Origin of the sequence: Flavobacterium sp. ACN2 (assembly GCF_002303885.1) — a bacterium.
Taxonomy (GTDB): Bacteria; Bacteroidota; Bacteroidia; order Flavobacteriales; family Flavobacteriaceae; genus Flavobacterium.
The window spans coordinates 122,876-140,786 of sequence record NZ_MRCM01000007.1; the positions used below are offsets into that span (position 1 = coordinate 122,876).

The 17,911-nt window shown below is 33.9% G+C and carries 17 protein-coding genes and 1 tRNA gene; 3 read left to right on the forward strand and 15 right to left on the reverse strand.

Features of this window, described 5'->3' with window-relative positions; all coding sequences use genetic code 11:
• Nucleotides 1–81: 81 nt before the first annotated feature.
• Nucleotides 82–2,253, forward strand: coding sequence for a hypothetical protein (locus BSF41_RS10445; RefSeq protein ID WP_095929565.1), 2,172 nt, complete (start codon nucleotides 82–84; stop codon nucleotides 2,251–2,253).
• A 375-nt stretch (nucleotides 2,254–2,628) separates the two neighbouring features.
• Here the strand turns inward: BSF41_RS10445 and BSF41_RS10450 are convergent.
• Nucleotides 2,629–2,703: transfer RNA gene (locus tag BSF41_RS10450), tRNA-Pro, on the reverse strand.
• A 176-nt stretch (nucleotides 2,704–2,879) separates the two neighbouring features.
• Between BSF41_RS10450 and trxB the strand changes: the two genes are divergently transcribed.
• Nucleotides 2,880–3,827, forward strand: coding sequence for a thioredoxin-disulfide reductase (gene trxB, locus BSF41_RS10455; protein ID WP_095929443.1), 948 nt, complete (start codon nucleotides 2,880–2,882; stop codon nucleotides 3,825–3,827).
• Between the two features lie 131 nt (nucleotides 3,828–3,958).
• Here trxB and BSF41_RS10460 read toward each other — a convergent pair whose 3' ends face one another.
• The 5 genes from BSF41_RS10460 to BSF41_RS10480 form a co-directional block, all read right to left on the reverse strand.
• A complete protein-coding gene (locus BSF41_RS10460; RefSeq protein WP_253251799.1) occupies nucleotides 3,959–4,819 on the reverse strand; it encodes a GIN domain-containing protein in 861 nt (286 codons plus the stop codon).
• Between the two features lie 83 nt (nucleotides 4,820–4,902).
• Complete coding sequence (locus BSF41_RS10465; RefSeq protein WP_095929445.1) at nucleotides 4,903–5,637, reverse strand: head GIN domain-containing protein; 735 nt, start codon at nucleotides 5,635–5,637, stop codon at nucleotides 4,903–4,905.
• Between the two features lie 3 nt (nucleotides 5,638–5,640).
• Nucleotides 5,641–7,404 carry a PspC domain-containing protein gene (locus BSF41_RS10470; protein WP_095929446.1) on the reverse strand — a complete coding sequence of 588 codons (1,764 nt, stop codon included), beginning with the start codon at nucleotides 7,402–7,404 and terminating at the stop codon, nucleotides 5,641–5,643.
• A gap of 3 nt (nucleotides 7,405–7,407) precedes the next feature.
• Nucleotides 7,408–7,740, reverse strand: coding sequence for a PadR family transcriptional regulator (locus BSF41_RS10475; RefSeq protein WP_008464689.1), 333 nt, complete (start codon nucleotides 7,738–7,740; stop codon nucleotides 7,408–7,410).
• Between the two features lie 126 nt (nucleotides 7,741–7,866).
• Nucleotides 7,867–8,322 carry a DUF4870 domain-containing protein gene (locus BSF41_RS10480; protein WP_095929566.1) on the reverse strand — a complete coding sequence of 152 codons (456 nt, stop codon included), beginning with the start codon at nucleotides 8,320–8,322 and terminating at the stop codon, nucleotides 7,867–7,869.
• A gap of 255 nt (nucleotides 8,323–8,577) precedes the next feature.
• Here BSF41_RS10480 and BSF41_RS10485 point away from each other — a divergent pair, with 255 nt between their 5' ends.
• A complete protein-coding gene (locus tag BSF41_RS10485) occupies nucleotides 8,578–9,030 on the forward strand; it encodes a DUF4442 domain-containing protein (protein ID WP_095929567.1) in 453 nt (150 codons plus the stop codon).
• Nucleotides 9,031–9,160: 130 nt separating this feature from the next.
• On the opposite strand, the gene BSF41_RS23735 is transcribed toward BSF41_RS10485, so the two are convergent.
• The 9 genes from BSF41_RS23735 to BSF41_RS10525 form a co-directional block, all read right to left on the reverse strand.
• Entirely contained in the window at nucleotides 9,161–9,319 is a 159-nt protein-coding gene (locus BSF41_RS23735) for a hypothetical protein (RefSeq protein ID WP_172426884.1), read from the reverse strand.
• A gap of 115 nt (nucleotides 9,320–9,434) precedes the next feature.
• A complete protein-coding gene (locus BSF41_RS10490; protein ID WP_095929447.1) occupies nucleotides 9,435–10,121 on the reverse strand; it encodes a hypothetical protein in 687 nt (228 codons plus the stop codon).
• A gap of 19 nt (nucleotides 10,122–10,140) precedes the next feature.
• A complete protein-coding gene (locus BSF41_RS10495) occupies nucleotides 10,141–10,806 on the reverse strand; it encodes a hypothetical protein (RefSeq protein ID WP_095929448.1) in 666 nt (221 codons plus the stop codon).
• A 3-nt stretch (nucleotides 10,807–10,809) separates the two neighbouring features.
• The gene (locus BSF41_RS10500) at nucleotides 10,810–11,232 is read right to left on the reverse strand and encodes a hypothetical protein (RefSeq protein ID WP_095929449.1); all 423 of its coding nucleotides are present in this window, start codon (nucleotides 11,230–11,232) and stop codon (nucleotides 10,810–10,812) included.
• A gap of 94 nt (nucleotides 11,233–11,326) precedes the next feature.
• Nucleotides 11,327–13,570 carry a multicopper oxidase family protein gene (locus tag BSF41_RS10505; protein ID WP_095929450.1) on the reverse strand — a complete coding sequence of 748 codons (2,244 nt, stop codon included), beginning with the start codon at nucleotides 13,568–13,570 and terminating at the stop codon, nucleotides 11,327–11,329.
• Between the two features lie 3 nt (nucleotides 13,571–13,573).
• Complete coding sequence (locus BSF41_RS10510; RefSeq protein WP_095929451.1) at nucleotides 13,574–16,105, reverse strand: heavy metal translocating P-type ATPase; 2,532 nt, start codon at nucleotides 16,103–16,105, stop codon at nucleotides 13,574–13,576.
• Nucleotides 16,106–16,338: 233 nt separating this feature from the next.
• A complete protein-coding gene (locus BSF41_RS10515) occupies nucleotides 16,339–16,899 on the reverse strand; it encodes an AraC family transcriptional regulator (RefSeq protein ID WP_095929452.1) in 561 nt (186 codons plus the stop codon).
• Nucleotide 16,900: 1 nt separating this feature from the next.
• A complete protein-coding gene (locus BSF41_RS10520) occupies nucleotides 16,901–17,431 on the reverse strand; it encodes a DUF3347 domain-containing protein (protein ID WP_095929453.1) in 531 nt (176 codons plus the stop codon).
• Between the two features lie 98 nt (nucleotides 17,432–17,529).
• Complete coding sequence (locus BSF41_RS10525; RefSeq protein WP_253251800.1) at nucleotides 17,530–17,889, reverse strand: hypothetical protein; 360 nt, start codon at nucleotides 17,887–17,889, stop codon at nucleotides 17,530–17,532.
• Nucleotides 17,890–17,911 lie beyond the last annotated feature (22 nt).

Consider the following 17,911-nt stretch of genomic DNA (forward strand, 5'->3'; position numbering starts at 1 on the left):
AAGGTTGAAGATTATTGCTATTTTGGGCTTTCTTAAAATTACAATTATTACAATCTATCAAACCACAAAATGAACATTCTTATGAGTAAAAAAGCAATTTCATTATTTACGGCATTTGCATTTATACTGCTTTTATGCAGTTTTACTTCGTCGTTTTCGAATAACGAAAAAATAGAGGGGAGTAAAAAAATTGAACGCAAAATTGTTTACAGCAAAAAGAAACATAATATTACATTATCATGGTCGGCTTTTGGTACTTCTGGAAATTATATGATTACTAGAGGGGGCAGCCGTTTGGCATCTGATTTTGTTTCAGTAGGATCAACTTCTAAATTAACATTTACCGATAATAAGCCGAATGCAGCTAAATATGAGAATTATTATAAAGTAACTCGAAACGATGTTACCATTATAATTTCACTCGAAAATCAGATTTTTGGAGATAATATGTATTTCTATGATAGAAAACATGAAAAAGCTGAAACAGCCCGAAATGAAATTAACGCACAATTTAGCAGTATTGGTTTAGGCGGTGCAAATGGAGAGTGGACAACAAAACGTCAGGCTTATTATTTTAAACCAAATCTTAAGGGACAAACCTACGATTTGGGCGGATCGGGTTCTGCATCGTCTGCAACATCTAATGCCATAGAATTAGGGTTTTATTCTCATATTGGAGGTTTAGGAAAAGTGCCTTCAGACGTTAAATTGGGGGCAATATTTACAAGACCTCATCTTTCTGGTGGAGCAAATGCGACTTGTACATTTTGGCGTTCTGTTGAAAATGTAGAAGTAATACGTGATTTTTCATGGACGGTTTCTCAGTCAACTAGCGCCAGAAGATTGCTGATTGAAAATACTTCAAAGTATATTTCGGATATTGGAGATACTAACTTTTGGGGCAGCGGCGGTTTTATTGCAGATACTCATTATACATCTGCAAGACCGAACTGGGGTGGACAGCAACAATGGTATACTAGAAATACTGTTTTTCCTTCCGGTTCTGAGGCTATGGGAGGATCGTATAATATGGTTTGGCAGGGATGTGTAAATCCTCCGCAGGCAGATGATGCCAATTCTCCAATTCCGACAACTCCTATTATAAGAGAAAAACCTTTTCTTTTTATCGATAATGACGGAGAATATAAAATTTTTGTTCCAGCTTGGCAAAAGGATAGAGTTGGAGTTTCATGGTCGGCAACAGATATAGGAAAAGGTGAAATTCAAGATTTGATTGCAAACTGGTATGTGGCTAAAGAAGGAGATACTGATGTAGAAATTAATGCTGCATTGAAAGCGGGTAAAAATATATTTTTCACTCCGGGACATTATGCTTTGAATGCTCCGATTCAGGTAAACAGAAAAGGCGCGATACTTCTAGGAGCTGGTATTGCTTCTGTAACGCTAGAGCCAACAGAAAAAAATAGTTGGGGATGTATTTATGCTGATGATAAAGACGGAATCATCATTGCTGGACTTTTAATGGATTCATCGAATAGTACGACGTATCAAGTTAGAATTGGTAATGAAGGAGCAAATGCAGGCCATAGTGCAGATCCTATTTTGCTTAGCGATATTACTTGCCGAGTGGGCGGGGTTCAGTCAAAAAATGTTCAGATTCAGGCTTCTATGCAGTTAAATAGTAACAATGTTGTAGGAGATCATTTCTGGTTGTGGCGTGCCGATCATGGTTCGCAGAAAGGTGGTGACGCACGTTGGAAAAGAGACAGATGTAAAAACGGACTTATTGTAGCGGGTAATGATGTAACGCTTTATGCCTTGTTTGTGGAGCATTATCAGGAATATGAAGTATTATGGTTAGGAGAACGTGGTCGAACTTTCTTCTTTCAAAACGAACCACCATACGATGCGCCAAATCAGGAAAGCTGGAGCAGTCAGGGAGGTAGAGTTGATGGTTATGCTGCATTTAAAGTTACGAATACAGTAAAAGAACATCAAAGTATCGGAATGGGATCTTATGCTGTTTTTACTGGAACAGATGGGAATGTAAATAAGAAAAATGGTTTTGAAGTACCTAATAGTCCAAATGTGAAATTGGAGAAAATGTGTATTACTCGTTTTGCAGGTTCAGGAAATATTCAGAATGTTATTAACGGTACTGGCGGAAGCACGGCGACTGGTGTAAAACGTGTGGCATCATATAATAATGGAGAAGGCGTACAACCTTTTGATGAAGAATTTACTTTGCCTAATAAGGGATCTTATCCTTCTTATATAAGTATGGAAAAATAGTAAGAACGATTTTTTTGCCACGAATTCACGAATTATTTTTTCAAATCTTCGCGATTATTTATTCGAATTAATTCGAATAATATTAGATAAAGTATTTAAAAAGAAAATTCGTGAATTCGTGGCGAATACTATTTGTTTCGTTTCTAGTATGTTTAGGAATAGCTAACAAAGGCGCAAAGTTTTTTATTTGAGTTTAAAGCAAAAAAAAAGTCTTTTCAAAATTGAAAAGACTTTTGTCGGGGTGGCAGTCCCGAAAGCTTTCGGGAGAACCTGCGGCCTTCCCGATTTTCAATCGGGACGCGATAACCGTTCGATTATATAGGTTTTAGTTTATTGCAAAAAAAAAGTCTTTTCAAATAAATGAAAAGACTTTTGTCGGGGTGGCAGGATTCGAACCTGCGGCCTCCTGCTCCCAAAGCAGGCGCGATAACCGGGCTACGCTACACCCCGAAGATGTAATTTTGTTGTAGTGCCCGAAAGCGGTTGCAAAGATATAAATAAATTTGATTTGTAAAAGGAAAAAATGAAAATAAATAAAACTTATTTCTACATAGCTATTTCAGATTTATTTTAGACGTTATTTTTTATAATAAAGTTTACATTTGCAACTCAAAAATACTATTACTATGTCAAATACAATCGAAAAAATTAAATGCCTTATTATAGGTTCTGGTCCTGCAGGTTATACTGCGGCTATTTATGCGGCTAGAGCTAACATGAATCCAGTATTATATCAAGGAATGCAGCCTGGTGGTCAATTGACAACTACTAATGAGGTTGAAAACTTTCCTGGTTATGTTGATGGAGTAACAGGACCTGAAATGATGATTCAGTTACAAGATCAAGCAAAACGTTTTGGTGCAGACATTCGTGACGGATGGGCAACAAAAGTTGATTTTTCTGGAGATATTCATAAAGTTTGGATTAACGATACAATCGAATTGCACTGTGAAACTGTAATTATTTCTACAGGTGCTTCGGCTAAATATTTAGGATTGCCATCAGAACAGCACTATTTAAATATGGGAGGTGGAGTTTCTGCTTGTGCAGTTTGTGACGGATTCTTCTACAGAAACCAAGATGTTGTTATTGTTGGAGCAGGAGATTCTGCTTGCGAAGAAGCACATTACTTATCTAAACTTTGTAAAAAAGTAACGATGTTGGTTAGAAGCGAAAAATTTAGAGCTTCTAAAATCATGGAAGAGCGTGTTCGTAAAACTGAAAATATTGAGATTTTAATGAATCATGATACAGTTGAAGTTTTAGGAGACAACAATGTTGTTCATGCTATTAAAGCTTTAAACAAAACAACTGGCGAAACAATCGAAATTCCTGCAACTGGTTTCTTTGTGGCAATTGGTCACAAACCTAATACAGATATTTTTAAAGATTATATCACTCTTGACGAAACTGGTTATATCGTAAATACACCAGGAACATCTAAAACAAATGTAGATGGTGTTTTCGTAGCTGGTGATGCTGCAGATAATGTATACCGTCAGGCAATTACGGCTGCGGGTACAGGTTGTATGGCGGCTTTGGATGCTGAAAGATATTTGGCTTCAAAGGAGTAAGTTAAAAAGTTTCAAGTTTCAGGTTTCAAGTTGTTGGAACTTTGAAATCTTTGTAATAAAAAATCCCAGTCTAAAATTTTTAGACTGGGATTTTTCTTTTTCGGTATATTGATTTTTAAACTTTAAAAAGTTTACAATGTCGTTGTTTTTGCTTTTGTTGCGCCTGGCTTTTTAATTAGTTTTGCTTCTTCGCTAAAGCGTGTAAGGTCTATTTTTGGATCGCCATATAATGAAATTTCAGACTTGTCTCCAGCTGCTATTGCAATGGTGGTATCTGCTAAAATAGTAGCAACGGCAGAACCTTCAGCGGTAACATTTGCATCTTTCAAAGTAAATTTTGTTCCTGTAAAAACAGAATTATTGTCTAATCTAATAGTTGCTTTTTCGGCAATGCCTTCAATTGCAGCAGTTGCTTTTTGATACAAATCACATTTGAATTTTACAGCAGAAACCAATGTTTTAACCACGGCATTTTTACTCAATTGTAAATTTCCGTCTTCGGCTTTCAAGTTTAATTCTGTTCTAGATTTATCATCGGCAATTAAAGTAAATCTCTTTGCATTTACATTCAGATACAATTTAGAATAATCAACGCAATTCATCGTAATATCATCTAATTGCAATTCCTGAATAGCATAAACAATAGCTTCATTTTTAGTGATTACTTTATTTAATGATTTAGTATAAGTAACCTTAACAGATAATTTCTTGAATATAGAAGATTCTTTATTGGTATATAATCGAAGTGTTTTTTCTCTTAAATCCATTCCAATGATATCGTGAAGATTGTCATCGGCTTCAATTTTAATTTCGTTTTTTTCTCCTTGTTCCAAATAAACTTCAATATTATCATCGACTTCAAGGGCATCAAAACTTCCAACTTCTTTTATTGAGGTTGTCACAATTTTAGAACCTTTAATTTTTTCTCTTTTTTGAGCGAAAGTAAGAGTCGTAACACATAATAATAGGAGCAGGGCTGTACTTTTTTTCATTAATTCTAGATTTGATTTTGACAAATATAAAAAAATCATCCACTTTTGATGAATGATTTCGTTTATATTTAACAGTTGCGTTTTTAGCTTTTATTTACGCTTCCTCCAGATGTTGCCGATTTTTCAATTGTTTTTGGAGTACCGCCATAGTTAATATTTCCTCCGCTAGAAGCGTCTGCTTTTAAGCTTAAGATTGGTCGTACAGAAACTGTTCCTCCGCTTGAAGCATCTGCCTGAACATCATTGGCCATTAATTTTTCGGCATCAATACTTCCTCCGCTAGAAACAGAAGTAGTAAGACTTAATGCTTTACCTTCAATATCTATAGATCCGCCACTTCCAGCATCTATTGCGATTCTGTCAGATTCAATTTTAACATCCATCGAAGCTGCACTAGAGGCTTCTAAAGTAATGTCTTCACCTTGAATAAGTCCATTGGTTTCGACAGTTGAAGCGCTTGAAGCTTCTATTTTATGAATAGCAGGCATTTTTACCGTTACCGTTTTTGATGTAATATTGCGGAAAGAGCTGTATTTGCATTCTATAATAAGTGTTCCGTTTTCTACTTTAGTAACGATTTCTTTTTGAAGATTGTCATCAGCTTCAACGGTAATTTCTGTAACATCAGACTGTACAATAACCAAATCGATAGCATTGCTTACCGAGATGTTTTTAAACTCTCCTTGAACGGTTCTTTTTTCTGTTGTAACATTGCCGCTTCCTTCAATTGCATTCATGTTAAAATTACATGAAGCAAACAATAAAGCAGTAATAGTTATGATTATAAATTTCGTAATATGAATGATTATTTTTATCATGGTTTAGTTAATTTTGATTATTACTCCGTTTTTATCAGTGGTTAGTCTTCCTTTAGTTTTCTTTCCGTTTATAACTTCTTTTCCGTTAATTTTAACCGAAACTTCTCTTACCGTATCATTGGCTTCAATTTGAGCATCATTAATGGCATTATTAACTTCTTCGTTTATATTCTCGTAGTCAGTTTCATCGTTGTCACTATCTTCATCAGCAGGACAGTTTAAACATTTTACTTTAGACCCGATAACTTTGTAATTGTAATCTCCGTTGTAATTTAATTCAAAGAAATTGTCATCTGAATTATAGTAATCTCTTACAGAAGAATCTGGTTTAACTAATTGGCCTTCTGGTAAGTAAAGATAGATGTCAACTTCTTGGCCTCTAAATTTGTTTTTTACATCTGTCAGAAAATAGTTATCCAAAATTAAATGATTTCCGTTAACTTGAAACTTATAATCGATTTTTTCTGCTCTTTTTTTAGCATTTGTAAAAGAGTTTCCTCTTGCACTTTTTTCAATCTGCATAAATGGAGTCGATTCGTCTGTGCGTAATACGTGTATACGTACATCATTAGAATAAATCAGTTCTTTGTTTGCAGAATCTTGTACAAACTCAAATTCTCTATAGTGGTTCAAGCTTTTTGTGTAATAATCATTGTACTTGAACTTAATGTATAAAGTATCGGTAGGTTTGATTGCCAGAACTTTTTTCTCTACTACTTTATTATCGTATGAAATTTCAGTTGCCTGTTTGATTCCGATACTAGTAAGAATTGCGATAGAAATAATCCAAAGAGCTAAAAGAGTGTATTTTGTTATGTTTCCGATTGATTTTAAATTTGGAGATAACAGTTTAAATCCTAAAAGAGTTAAGAAGAAAAACGGTATTCCAACAGCAAAGAACATTAACAATCCGAACGACCAAAGCGGGTATTCTGTAAAGTTTCCAGCTTCAACAAAATTCTGCCAAGGGAAATCAATAAAAATATTAGTTCCTAAAGTAAATACGCCAATCAATAACATGATTAAGGTAGAAATCCCTGAGATAATTAAAATTACGCCTAAAAATTTAGCAAAGATTTTAAAAACCGTCATGACAAAGTCTCCAAATGAACTACTTATTCTCCCAGCTCCCGACTTTACTTGGTTTCCCATTTTGTCATAATCTGCATTTTTGAATTTCTCAGAAAGCGAGTCAATTTCTTCTCTAACTTTTTTTTCGATGTTAGAAATGGTTACTGGTTCTCCTGTCATTTCCAATTTTTCAGAAGTTGTAATAGCTTCAGGAGTTACAATCCAAAGAACGAAGTAAGCTAAGATTCCTGTTCCAAAACCTGCAAAAACAAAGATTAAGAATATGATTTTAATCCAAACCGCGTCAATTCCGAAATAATGTCCTAAACCTGTCGCTACACCGCCAATCATACCATTTTCTTTGTCACGATATAATTTTTTGTGTTTTCTTGCGCTGTAGTTATTGAAAGATTGATTTGCATTTTCTTCGTCTTCAATTCTATAATCTTCTGGTTGACCCATTACAGCAATCACTTCGTCAACATCTTTCAGTCCAACAACATGTTTTTCGCTTTTTTGTTTTTCTGTCAACAATTCAGAAACACGCATTTCGATATCTTTAATAATTTCATCTTGTCCAGATGAGTTGTTAAGTGATCGTTTTATAGCGTCAAAGTAGCGTGTCAATTTTAAGTATGCATCTTCATCGATGTGAAAAAACATCCCGCCTAAGTTAATATTTACTGTTTTGTTCATGACTTATTGATTTTGATTGGTGATTAGATTTACGGCGTCAGATAATTCTGTCCAGGTGCCGCTAAGTTCGTTTAAAAAAGTTTGTCCTATCTCGGTTAGCCCATAATATTTTCGTGGTGGCCCAGAGGTCGATTCTTCCCAGCGATAATTAAGTAAACCGTCATTTTTTAATCTAGTTAACAACGGGTAAACGGTTCCTTCTACAACTAGTAATTTTGCGTTTTTTAAAGTGTCTAATATTTCAGATGTATATGCGTCTTTTTCTTTTAGAACTGATAAGATGCAAAACTCAAGAACACCTTTGCGCATCTGTGCTTTTGTGTTTTCAATGTTCATAATTTCATTTTGTTTTTTTTTGATTGAACAATTCGTTTTTTGATTGATGATAATTTGATTGATGATTGATTGCGAAACTTATTTGATTTGATTGATGTTTCGACTATAACTTTTAATTTTTTAGTGTCACTTTATAAAAGGAATCGTAAGGGGATATTTGTATAATTCTCCGTTTGAAGCTTTTATTGAAGCATAGATCACTAAAAAGAATTCAACGAATTTTAAAACTCCAAAAAGGACCACAGCGGTAATTCCAACACTTAAAAGTCCAATGTTTGCTTGAAAGTTAAAGTTTCTAATTACAAAATCGTCGTCATTAAAAACAGCTTCTAACGGAAGATTCTGCAAAAAAACAGTAACGAAAATCGGAATAGCAATAAGTGCTAAGATCAAACTGTAAAGCAAAATGCTTAACTGAAAATTTAAAGCTTGTTTTCCGTGATGATCTGCAAATTCAGATTTGTCTTTATAGTTTGTCCAAATGATTAGCGGAAAAATATAGTTCCCAAACGGAATTATATATTGGCTTAAAGTACTCAAATGAGTAAATGATGCTGTATTCTTTTCTGATGTTTTTTCCATGATGAGTGGTGTTGTTGTTTCCATGATTAAAAGTATATAGTAATTTCTTATGCAAATATATGTCTAAAAGACAGTATCTTGTTTTACATAGTACCAAATATTAACAAAAAATTAACAAATTTAAAATCCAGAAATAACCTTTAAAAGACTGAAAATCATTCCGAATCCTTGTCTTTATTGGGAATCTTTTGATATGCGAATAATTTATTGTGCATGCATAGTTTTTTTGTATTTTTACAAGAAAAAACAAATCATATGGCACTTTCGGTCTCAAAACTTAACAAATTCGTCTTGTTCAAATTACCTTCTGCATACTTTTGTGGTGTGCGTGTAAAAGCAATTGATAGTGATAGTTGCATTGTAAGTGTCAAGCATCGCTGGATCAATCAGAATCCGTTTAACTCCATGTATTTTGCTGTTCAAGCTATGGCGGCAGAGCTTACAACGGGAGCTTTAGTGATTTCTCAGATTCAGCAAAGTGGAAAAAAGATCTCGATGTTGGTAGCCAACAACAAGGGAAACTTCACAAAAAAAGCGACAGGAAGAATTACTTTTGTATGCAATGACGGACATTTAATTACAGAGGCAATAAAGAAAACCCTAGAAACTGGAGAAGGGCAGACGTTCTGGATGAAATCTATTGGAACTAACGAAGAAGGTGTTCAGGTTTCTGAAATGGATTTTGAATGGAGTATTCGAGTTAAATAGTTTTTTTGCCACGAATTCACGAATTACAATTTAAGAACTTTGTCAAAGTTTTAAACTGTGACACAGTTTTGCAACAGTATAAAAAAAGGCCTCAATTATTTGAGGCCTTTTTTGTTGAAATCAATTTCAATTATTTTTTAACACAGCAAGATTTTGTGTCTTTTTTTTCTGTTGTCTTTTTACAGCAAGATTCTTTTTTGGTTTTATCTTTTGTTGCTGGTTTTGTGTCCTGAGCCATTACGCCAATAGAAAAGAAAGCAACTGTTACTACGGTGATTACTTTTGTCATTTTGTTTAAATGTTTTTTGTGTTAGAGATTATAATTGGTAGCCCAAATATATGTTGATTTCTTATTCGTGAGAATAGTCTTATTGTTAATATTTTGATAAAAGTGGATTAAAACATTAAAAGCCATAAGCAACTTTACGCTCTTTATATTGACCTTTTTCTATAACCCAAGCCAATTCATAACTTCTGGCACCATCGCTATTGCTTGAAGAAATATATAAAATGTTAGAGTCTTTGTCATAATTTATTTGAGTTCTAAAAAGATTCGGTTCAAATAAATCCTCGAAAGCATTTTTAGGAAGTTCAATAGTTTGAGATCCTATGGTTATCGTTATGGATTTAAAAGTTGTTTTAGGAATTCCGCCGTCAGTTCCCCAAAAATGCTTCCCGTTAATTTTTTCTACGATCGATTTATTGTCTTTAAAATAGCTAAGTTTTGCAGTGTTTGATTGGAAATTTTTACTTTCAATACTAATAGTAATATCAGCTTTTTGGAAAACAACTTTCGTTTTAGTTTCCTTTACTAACGGAATTTTATCGAAATCTGATAAATACTTAACTCTATCTTTGTATAAATAACCACTTAAATCTTTGTTGTTTTTAGAATAATCTATATTGATCCAATTGTTTACTGGTTCAAAGCAATAGACAACAAAATCATTGTTTAGCTTATCTGAAATGTTATTTCCTTTTGAAGCTTCTGTTCTAATATTTACATATCCATCGTTATCTTTTATTACAGCAAATTGGGCAAAGGAAGTGTAACCAATTAATAATATAAGGGTAAGTTGTATAAATTTCATTTGTTTTTAAAATCATTTTTTAGACAATCCAAGCATCTTCTATTTTATCCACGACCCATTTGTTTTTTATTTTTTTGATGAAAATTCGATAACCATACCCGCACATACCGCCACATTCACTTCCTGCAGTGAGAATGCCATATTTTTTTTCATCATCAAATTGAATTCTGCTTAAACTAATAACTCCTCTTATAGAATAACAGCATTCATTGTAAAATCTTCGGTCATTTCCACGTGGTATTCTTGGAACGTAATGAAGCTTAAAAGCTTGATATGAATCTAATCTTTTTCTATTAAACTTATAATTGAGAGTATCTAAAGTATTGTTTTCTGAAATTACGGCATCTTTAAAGTGGTCTTGAAGTTTTTTAGAATTGTTTCTTACAACTGTTTTATCCAAAAAAACAAGATCAACTGGAAATTTCTTTTTTTTAAATTCTGCTAGCTCTTTATTGAATCGCTTGTTTGATTCATTTCGTCGATTCAGTTTATATTCTGATGGATCAACTCCTGGCGGTGGAGGCGGGACATAAGTTAGCACAGCATTTACCCAAATAGAATCAATTAGTGCAGGATAAACTTTATACATTACGTCTTTTTCAAATTTCAAATTAGATTCTCTATTATTACAACCTGCTAAGATTATTAGTGAAATAAAAAGTAATGTAAAATAGATTTTTCTCATATTTTAGTTAAAAAAATTGTCGTCAATTTCAATGTTTAAAGATTTCATAATTATGCCTTTATAATTTTCTTTTAGTAATTTATGCATTGTTTGTTGTGATTTGAAAATGATCTTATAGTTATCATTTTCAATTTCAATGCTTTTAATAGATTTGCTAATTTCACTAATATTTTTATCGTTCCATCGTCCTCTTCCAAAATAAATATAGCCTTCTTTTTCTTCAGGATTATGAGGGACTAAATTAAAAACAATTGAATCTCCTTTTTTCATTTCATCCAATTGATCGTTTATCACTTGTGGATTTATTATCAATTTTACTTTGACATTACTTTCTCCTTTATTAGTAAACAAAATACCATGTGATGGATCACAGCTTGTTAAAGTTATTCCAAGGATTAGGAGAAGTAAAAAAGATGTTTTCCTCATGATTATTGATTTTAAGAAAACTAAGATAAAATTTATTTCATTACTTAGAATTCTTTTCAATGAACTTAAATCACTTATATGGTGAAAAATTAAATTAATAATTCAAATTTACCCCAAATCCAATTCCCATATCGCTGTCATAATGTGTTGTGATTCCGAAGTTTCGGGCAACAATATATTTCAATCCCGCCATATATTCTTTATCGGTATTCCACATTAAATTCATTCGAAGTCTTTGCGAAAGCGGAATATCTTTTCGTTCAAATTGTAAACGAACATTTCCATCCGTATAAACTTCAACTTGTGCTTTTATGAGCATTGGTAAAGTATATTCGACACCGGCACTAAAAACCGAACGATTGTCTTTGGTATTTTTCTGCCCGAAAAGATTTTGTTCCTGTTCGTCCATTCCCATTTTTCGATAGCGCCAGTCAAAACCAATGAAAGGCATTAACCATTGATTTTTTCCGATGTAACGTCCAATATGTGTTTCCGTTTCGTAGCCATGTTTGTCGTTGTAACCCAATCTCCATTCCGTTCCGATGCTCCAACGTGTGTTGCTGAACATGGCTTCACCATCATTTCCGTTGGTTGCAAAATCATTTTCAGCCATAAAATGAAACATACGGTCATCCATTTTCAGCATTTTGAAAGCCATTTCTGGATGATGAATCAACGGATTTGGCGCTGAATTTTCGTAACTGAAAATTCTCCCCATTCCAGCCATCATGTGATATAAAATATGACAGTGAAAAAACCAGTCGCCATCAGCATTTGCCTGAAATTCGATCTTATCGGTTTCCATAGGCATAATATCAATCACATTTTTCAGTGGAGAATAATCTCCGTGTTCATTTAAAATTCTAAAATCATGTCCGTGTAAGTGCATTGGGTGGCGCATCATCGAACCGTTGTATAAAACAATACGAACGTTTTCTCCTTTTTTAATTAAAATTTTATCGGTTTCAGAAACCACTTTATTGTCCAAACTCCAAACATAACGATTCATATTTCCAGAAAGCGTAAAACGTAATTCTTTTACAGGTGCATCTTTCGGAAGATTGGTTTTAAAAGGAGATTTGAGCATTCCGTAATTTAAAGTCACAATTTCTGAAGTTTCAGTGCTGTCACTTTCCATTTTCATGCCTTCCATATTATGATTTGAATGATCCATAGCAGGTTTTGCATTCTCATCTTCACCCGAAATTTCAGGATACATTACGGCATTCATGTCCATTTTGTTCAAAGACATATTCATGCCCATGTCGTTCATGTCGCCGTTCATTTTCATCATATCGTTCATCATTTTCATGCCTTCAAAATATTTTAGTTTTGAAAGATGATGAACAGGCTGTTTTTCTCCATTTCCTAAAAATAAAGATGCTGATCCCGTTCTGTCTTCGGCTGTAGCCAAAAAAGCAAAAGATTTATGGTCTTCGGGAATCGTTACGACAACGTCATACGTTTCAGAAACGGCAATAATCAAACGATCCACTTCTACAGGATCAACATCATTTCCGTCGCTGGCCACCACCGTAATTTTCCCTCCGCCATAAGTCAGCCAGAAATAACTGGAAGCACCTCCGTTGGCAATTCGTAAGCGGACTTTTGAGCCAGGTTTAAGGTCTGAAAACTGCTGTTCGTTTTTTCCATTGATGAGAAATTTTTCATAATACACGTCACTGACATCCATAGCATTCATTCGTTTCCATTCGTTGGTCACTTTGGTTGAAAAATGTCCTTGTTTTATGGCTTCGGCATAACTTTGAGTTGTTCCTTTTTTTATAGCAAACCAATCATTGGCATTATGCAGCATACGTTGAATATTCTCTGGCTTTAGATCTGACCATTCGCTTAAAATAACTGGAATTGTTGGCAAATCGTCAATTCCTTTTCGAATAGTAGAATCGTCTTTTTTCTTATTGATGATAAAAAGGCCGTATAAACCAATTTGTTCCTGTAAACCAGAATGACTGTGATACCAATACGTTCCGTTCTGAATAATCGGAAAGGTATATTTATGAGTAGTTCTAGGTTCAATCGGCATTTGAGTTAAATACGGAACGCCATCTTCTTTATTAGGTAAAAACAATCCGTGCCAATGCATCGAAGTTGTTTCCTTTTTTAATTCGTTATGTACGTAAATTTCTGCAATATCCCCTTCGGTAAAAGTTAGAGTCGGCATCGGAATTTGTCCATTTACTGCAATCGCTCGTTTTTCTTTACCCGAAAAATTGACAATGGTATCACGAACATGCAAATCATAACGCACTACTTTTTGAGCCCTTAGCTGAAAAGCGATTAAAGAAAGTATTAGGATATATTTGATATTAATCATAAATTATAATTTTAGATTTCTCAATCGTAAAGCGTTTACAATTACTGAGACTGAACTCAAACTCATGGCAACAGCAGCCAACATCGGCGAAAGTAAGATCCCTAAAAACGGATATAAAATCCCCGCTGCAATTGGCACGCCCAAAGTATTGTAGATAAAAGCAAAAAATAAATTCTGTTTAATATTTGACATTACGGCATGGCTGAGGTTTTTAGCTTTTACGATTCCGTTTAAATCGCCTTTTACCAAAGTAATTTTAGCACTTTCTATCGCAACATCAGTTCCTGTTCCCATTGCAATTCCGATATTCGATTGCGCTAAAGCTGGCGCATCATTAATTCCATCTCCCGCCATGGCTACAATTTTTCCTTGTGCTTGAAGACGTTCGATTTCTTTTAGTTTATCTTCTGGAAGACAATCTGCTTTAAAGGAACTCAGATGCAAATGTTCAGCAACAGCTTTTGCGGTATTATGATTATCGCCCGTCATCATGATAACCTCAACACCTTGAGCGATTAATTCTTTAATGGCTTTTGCACTGTTTTCTTTGATAGCATCAGTAATGGCAACATAGCCTAAAACAATAGTGTCAATTGCGATATATGAAATAGTTTTTCCTAAATTTTGTTCGGCAATAACTTTTTGTTCTAAATCATCAGAAACAGAAGCGCCTATTTCTTCCATTAATTTTTTATTTCCTAGAGCAACTTTTTTGCTTTCAATGTTTCCTAAAACACCTTTTCCAGCTATGGTTTCAAAACCTTGAACTTCTTTAAATTTAGTGTTTTTTGCTTTCGCGAAATTGACTACAGCTTGCGCCAAAGGATGTTCGCTATGCTGATTTAAAGAGGCAATGTTTTGAAGCAGAAAATCTTCCTCATTATTAATTGAATATATTTTTTCTACAGATGGTTTTCCTTCGGTAATTGTTCCTGTTTTATCGGTTATCAAAACATCAATTTTATTCATGTTTTCTAATGCTTCGGCATTTTTAATCAGGATTCCGTTTTGAGCGCCTTTTCCCACTCCAACCATTACAGACATTGGCGTTGCTAATCCGAGTGCGCAAGGGCAAGCAATAATTAAAACGGCAATCGCATTAATTAATCCGTAAACGTAAGCGGGTTCTGGACCAAATTTTGCCCAAAGAAAGAATGTTAAAATCGAAATGATCACAACTGTCGGCACAAAATATTTAGAAACGCGATCGGCTAATTTCTGAATTGGAGCGCGAGATCTGCTGGCATCATTTACCATTTGAATAATTTGCGATAACATGGTTTCTGATCCTACTTTTTCAGCAATCATCACAAATGATTTTGTTCCGTTTATAGTTCCAGAAATTACTGCATCGCCTGTTTTTTTATCAACCGGGATTGGTTCTCCAGTAATCATAGATTCGTCGATACTGCTTTCTCCAGTTGTTATTTTACCGTCAACTGGAATTTTTTCTCCTGGTTTAACACGAAGTAAATCGCCTTTTTTGATATTGTGAATAGAAATCACTTTATCTACTCCGTTTTCAACCAAAGTTGCTTCTGTTGGAGCTAATTTTAATAATTCTTTAATAGCACCATTTGTTTGTCCGTGTGCTTTGGCTTCTAATAATTGTCCCAATAAAACTAAAGTGATAATTACAGTTGCAGCTTCAAAATACAAATGAATGGTTCCGTGATGTGATTTGAATTCCGATGGAAAAATATCTGGGAAAAACATTCCGACAATACTAAATAGGAACGCAATACTGGTTCCGATTCCAATTAAAGTAAACATGTTTAAATTCCAAGTCACAATAGATTTGTAGGCGCGAACGAAAAACATCCATCCTGCGTAAAATAAAACAGGAATCGAAAATAAAAGCTGAACCCAATTCCACTTTTCGATAGACATTATATTATAGAGTGGATTATTCGGAATCATTTCTGACATTGAGATGATGAAAATAGGAAGCGTAAACAAAATCGCAATTTTCATCTTCTTCAATAAATCAGAATAGGTTTTGTTTTCTTCACTTTCTGAAGCTTGCATCGGAACTAAATCCATTCCGCAGATCGGACAATCGCCAGGTTCACTTGAAATGATTTCGGGATGCATTGGACAAGTAAATTGTGTTGCTGTTATGGCAACTTGTGGTACTAAATCCATTCCGCAGACTGGGCAGTCTCCAGGTTTATTGTATGTTTTGTCTCCCTCGCAATGCATTGGACAATAATAAACGCCATTTGCACTGTGCTGATGTACTTTTTTAGTTTCTGTTTTATGATGATCGTGATTGTCTTTTTTATGGCCAGAACAGCAAGATTTAGCAGCTTCCCCATGATTTTTAGGAGAATCCATTTCGATAGTATAATTTCCTGCAGCAGACAAAACTTCTTGAAATTTTTCTGTTGGAACATGTTTGTCCATTGTAATCGTAGCCGTTGGCGGATTCAATGTTACTTCCGCCTGAACGCCTTCAACTTCATTTAGAGTTTTTTCTACTTTGGTTCGGCATCCGTTGCAAGACATTCCTGAAATTATATATTGATGAGTCATTGTATTGGTTTTTAAGTATTACAATGCAAATTTCCGAAGTATCTATGAGTTCGGTTTGTATAATTTTGGGAATGATTTGTAAGATTTACTAAATTTTATTTAAACGCAAAGAGCGCAAGGATTTTTGCTATGCAGGGTTTTATATAAAAACGCAAAGTTCGCAAAGCTTTGTCTTAAAACATCTTTGCGAACCTTGCGTAAATTCTTTGCGTCCTTTGCGGTTAAATCAAAAACTATATATTCTCAATCTGAATACGCATTTTATCTTTTGATTGCTTGAATGAAGTAGGAGTAAAGCCCGTAATTTTCTTGAATTGATTGCTTAAATGCGCCACATTGCTGTAGTTGAGAATATCTGCAATTTCGCTTAACGAAAGCTCATTATAAATCAATAATTCTTTTACTTTTTCAATTTTCTGGCTGATGAAATACTTTTCAATCGTGGTATTTTCAATTTCGGAAAATAAGTTGCTTAACGAATTATAATCCTGATTTAAGTTTTCTGCCAAATAATCAGATAAGTTAATTTTAAGTTCGTTGTTTTTATGATGCACTAAATCGACAATCAGATTTTTTATTCTTTCGACGGTTTTTGTTTTTTTATCGTCAATTAAATCAAAACCTAAAACTTGAAGGTTTTTTAATAGAACTTCTTTTTGCTCGTCGCTGATTTCTTTTTCCAGTTCAACCTCACCCAATTCAACAGAAATAGTAGGAAGTCCGAGTTTTTCGAACTCAGACTTCACTACCATTTTGCATCGGCTGCACACCATATTTTTGATGTAAAGCTTCATATTATTTAATCGTTTCTACCACATTTCCGCAAGTCAGCATCGAAGAACCGTAATACGGATTCTTAACTGCTTTTTCTTTGCTTAACCAATCAGCATCTGCCATTGGGCAATATTGTTTGTAGATTGGTTGTTCAGGATTAGAAACTTTTATAAGATCGTAAGTGCTTTTAGATAAAGATTTAAAAGTCTCGCGCTGTTTTTTAAGATCTGTTGTCGCTGAAATACTTTTAGCATCGGCAGTTAATTTTTTAACCACTTTCATCCAAACGGTATGTTCGTTGCTTTTTAGTTTGTCCATTTTTACTGCAGTAATCGCTGTCAGTAAGTCTTTGGCTTTCGCCGAAGTCAATTTGCTGTCACTTTTAATAAGTGCATCTTTTACAGTAAAATAAGCATCGTAAACAGATTGAAGCTGGCTCGCATCAACGATTTCTGTTGTTCCCGATTCTAATTTTGTTGTATTTGCCTGAATGTTATTTGCACTTAATAATACGGTAAGTAATGCTGTTAAAGCTATAATTGATTTTTTCATTGTATGTAATATTTGTATAAAGGATTTTATTTCCTTTAAAATTAACTAAAAATTTCGTTTTAAAAAAGACCCAATATGGGCTGTCATAAATACGATAATTATATTTTCGGCTTCAGCCAAATAGAAGTAAATCCAGAAGAAATGGTAGAATTACTATAAGACGAAATAGTGTTTTTTAAAGAAAAATTGAAAACATCATTTTGTAACTCAAGATCATTTGAAGTTAAAATAACAAATTGCAATGCAGAAGTTGTGCAGCCAGAATGACGACATTTTCCGTCACAATTGTGTTTTTCCTTTTTTGAAGTTTTCTTTTCGCAGCATTTTTTAGAACAGCTGTTTTCTTCTTTAGAAGCAATTTCTTTATGATGCACCATATTGCATGCGTAGGTATAACTCGGATTCAAAAAGAAACTGAGTGTTATAAAAAGCAGCATTATATGGATTTTCTTTTTCAAAGAAATTGTTTTTAGAAGTACA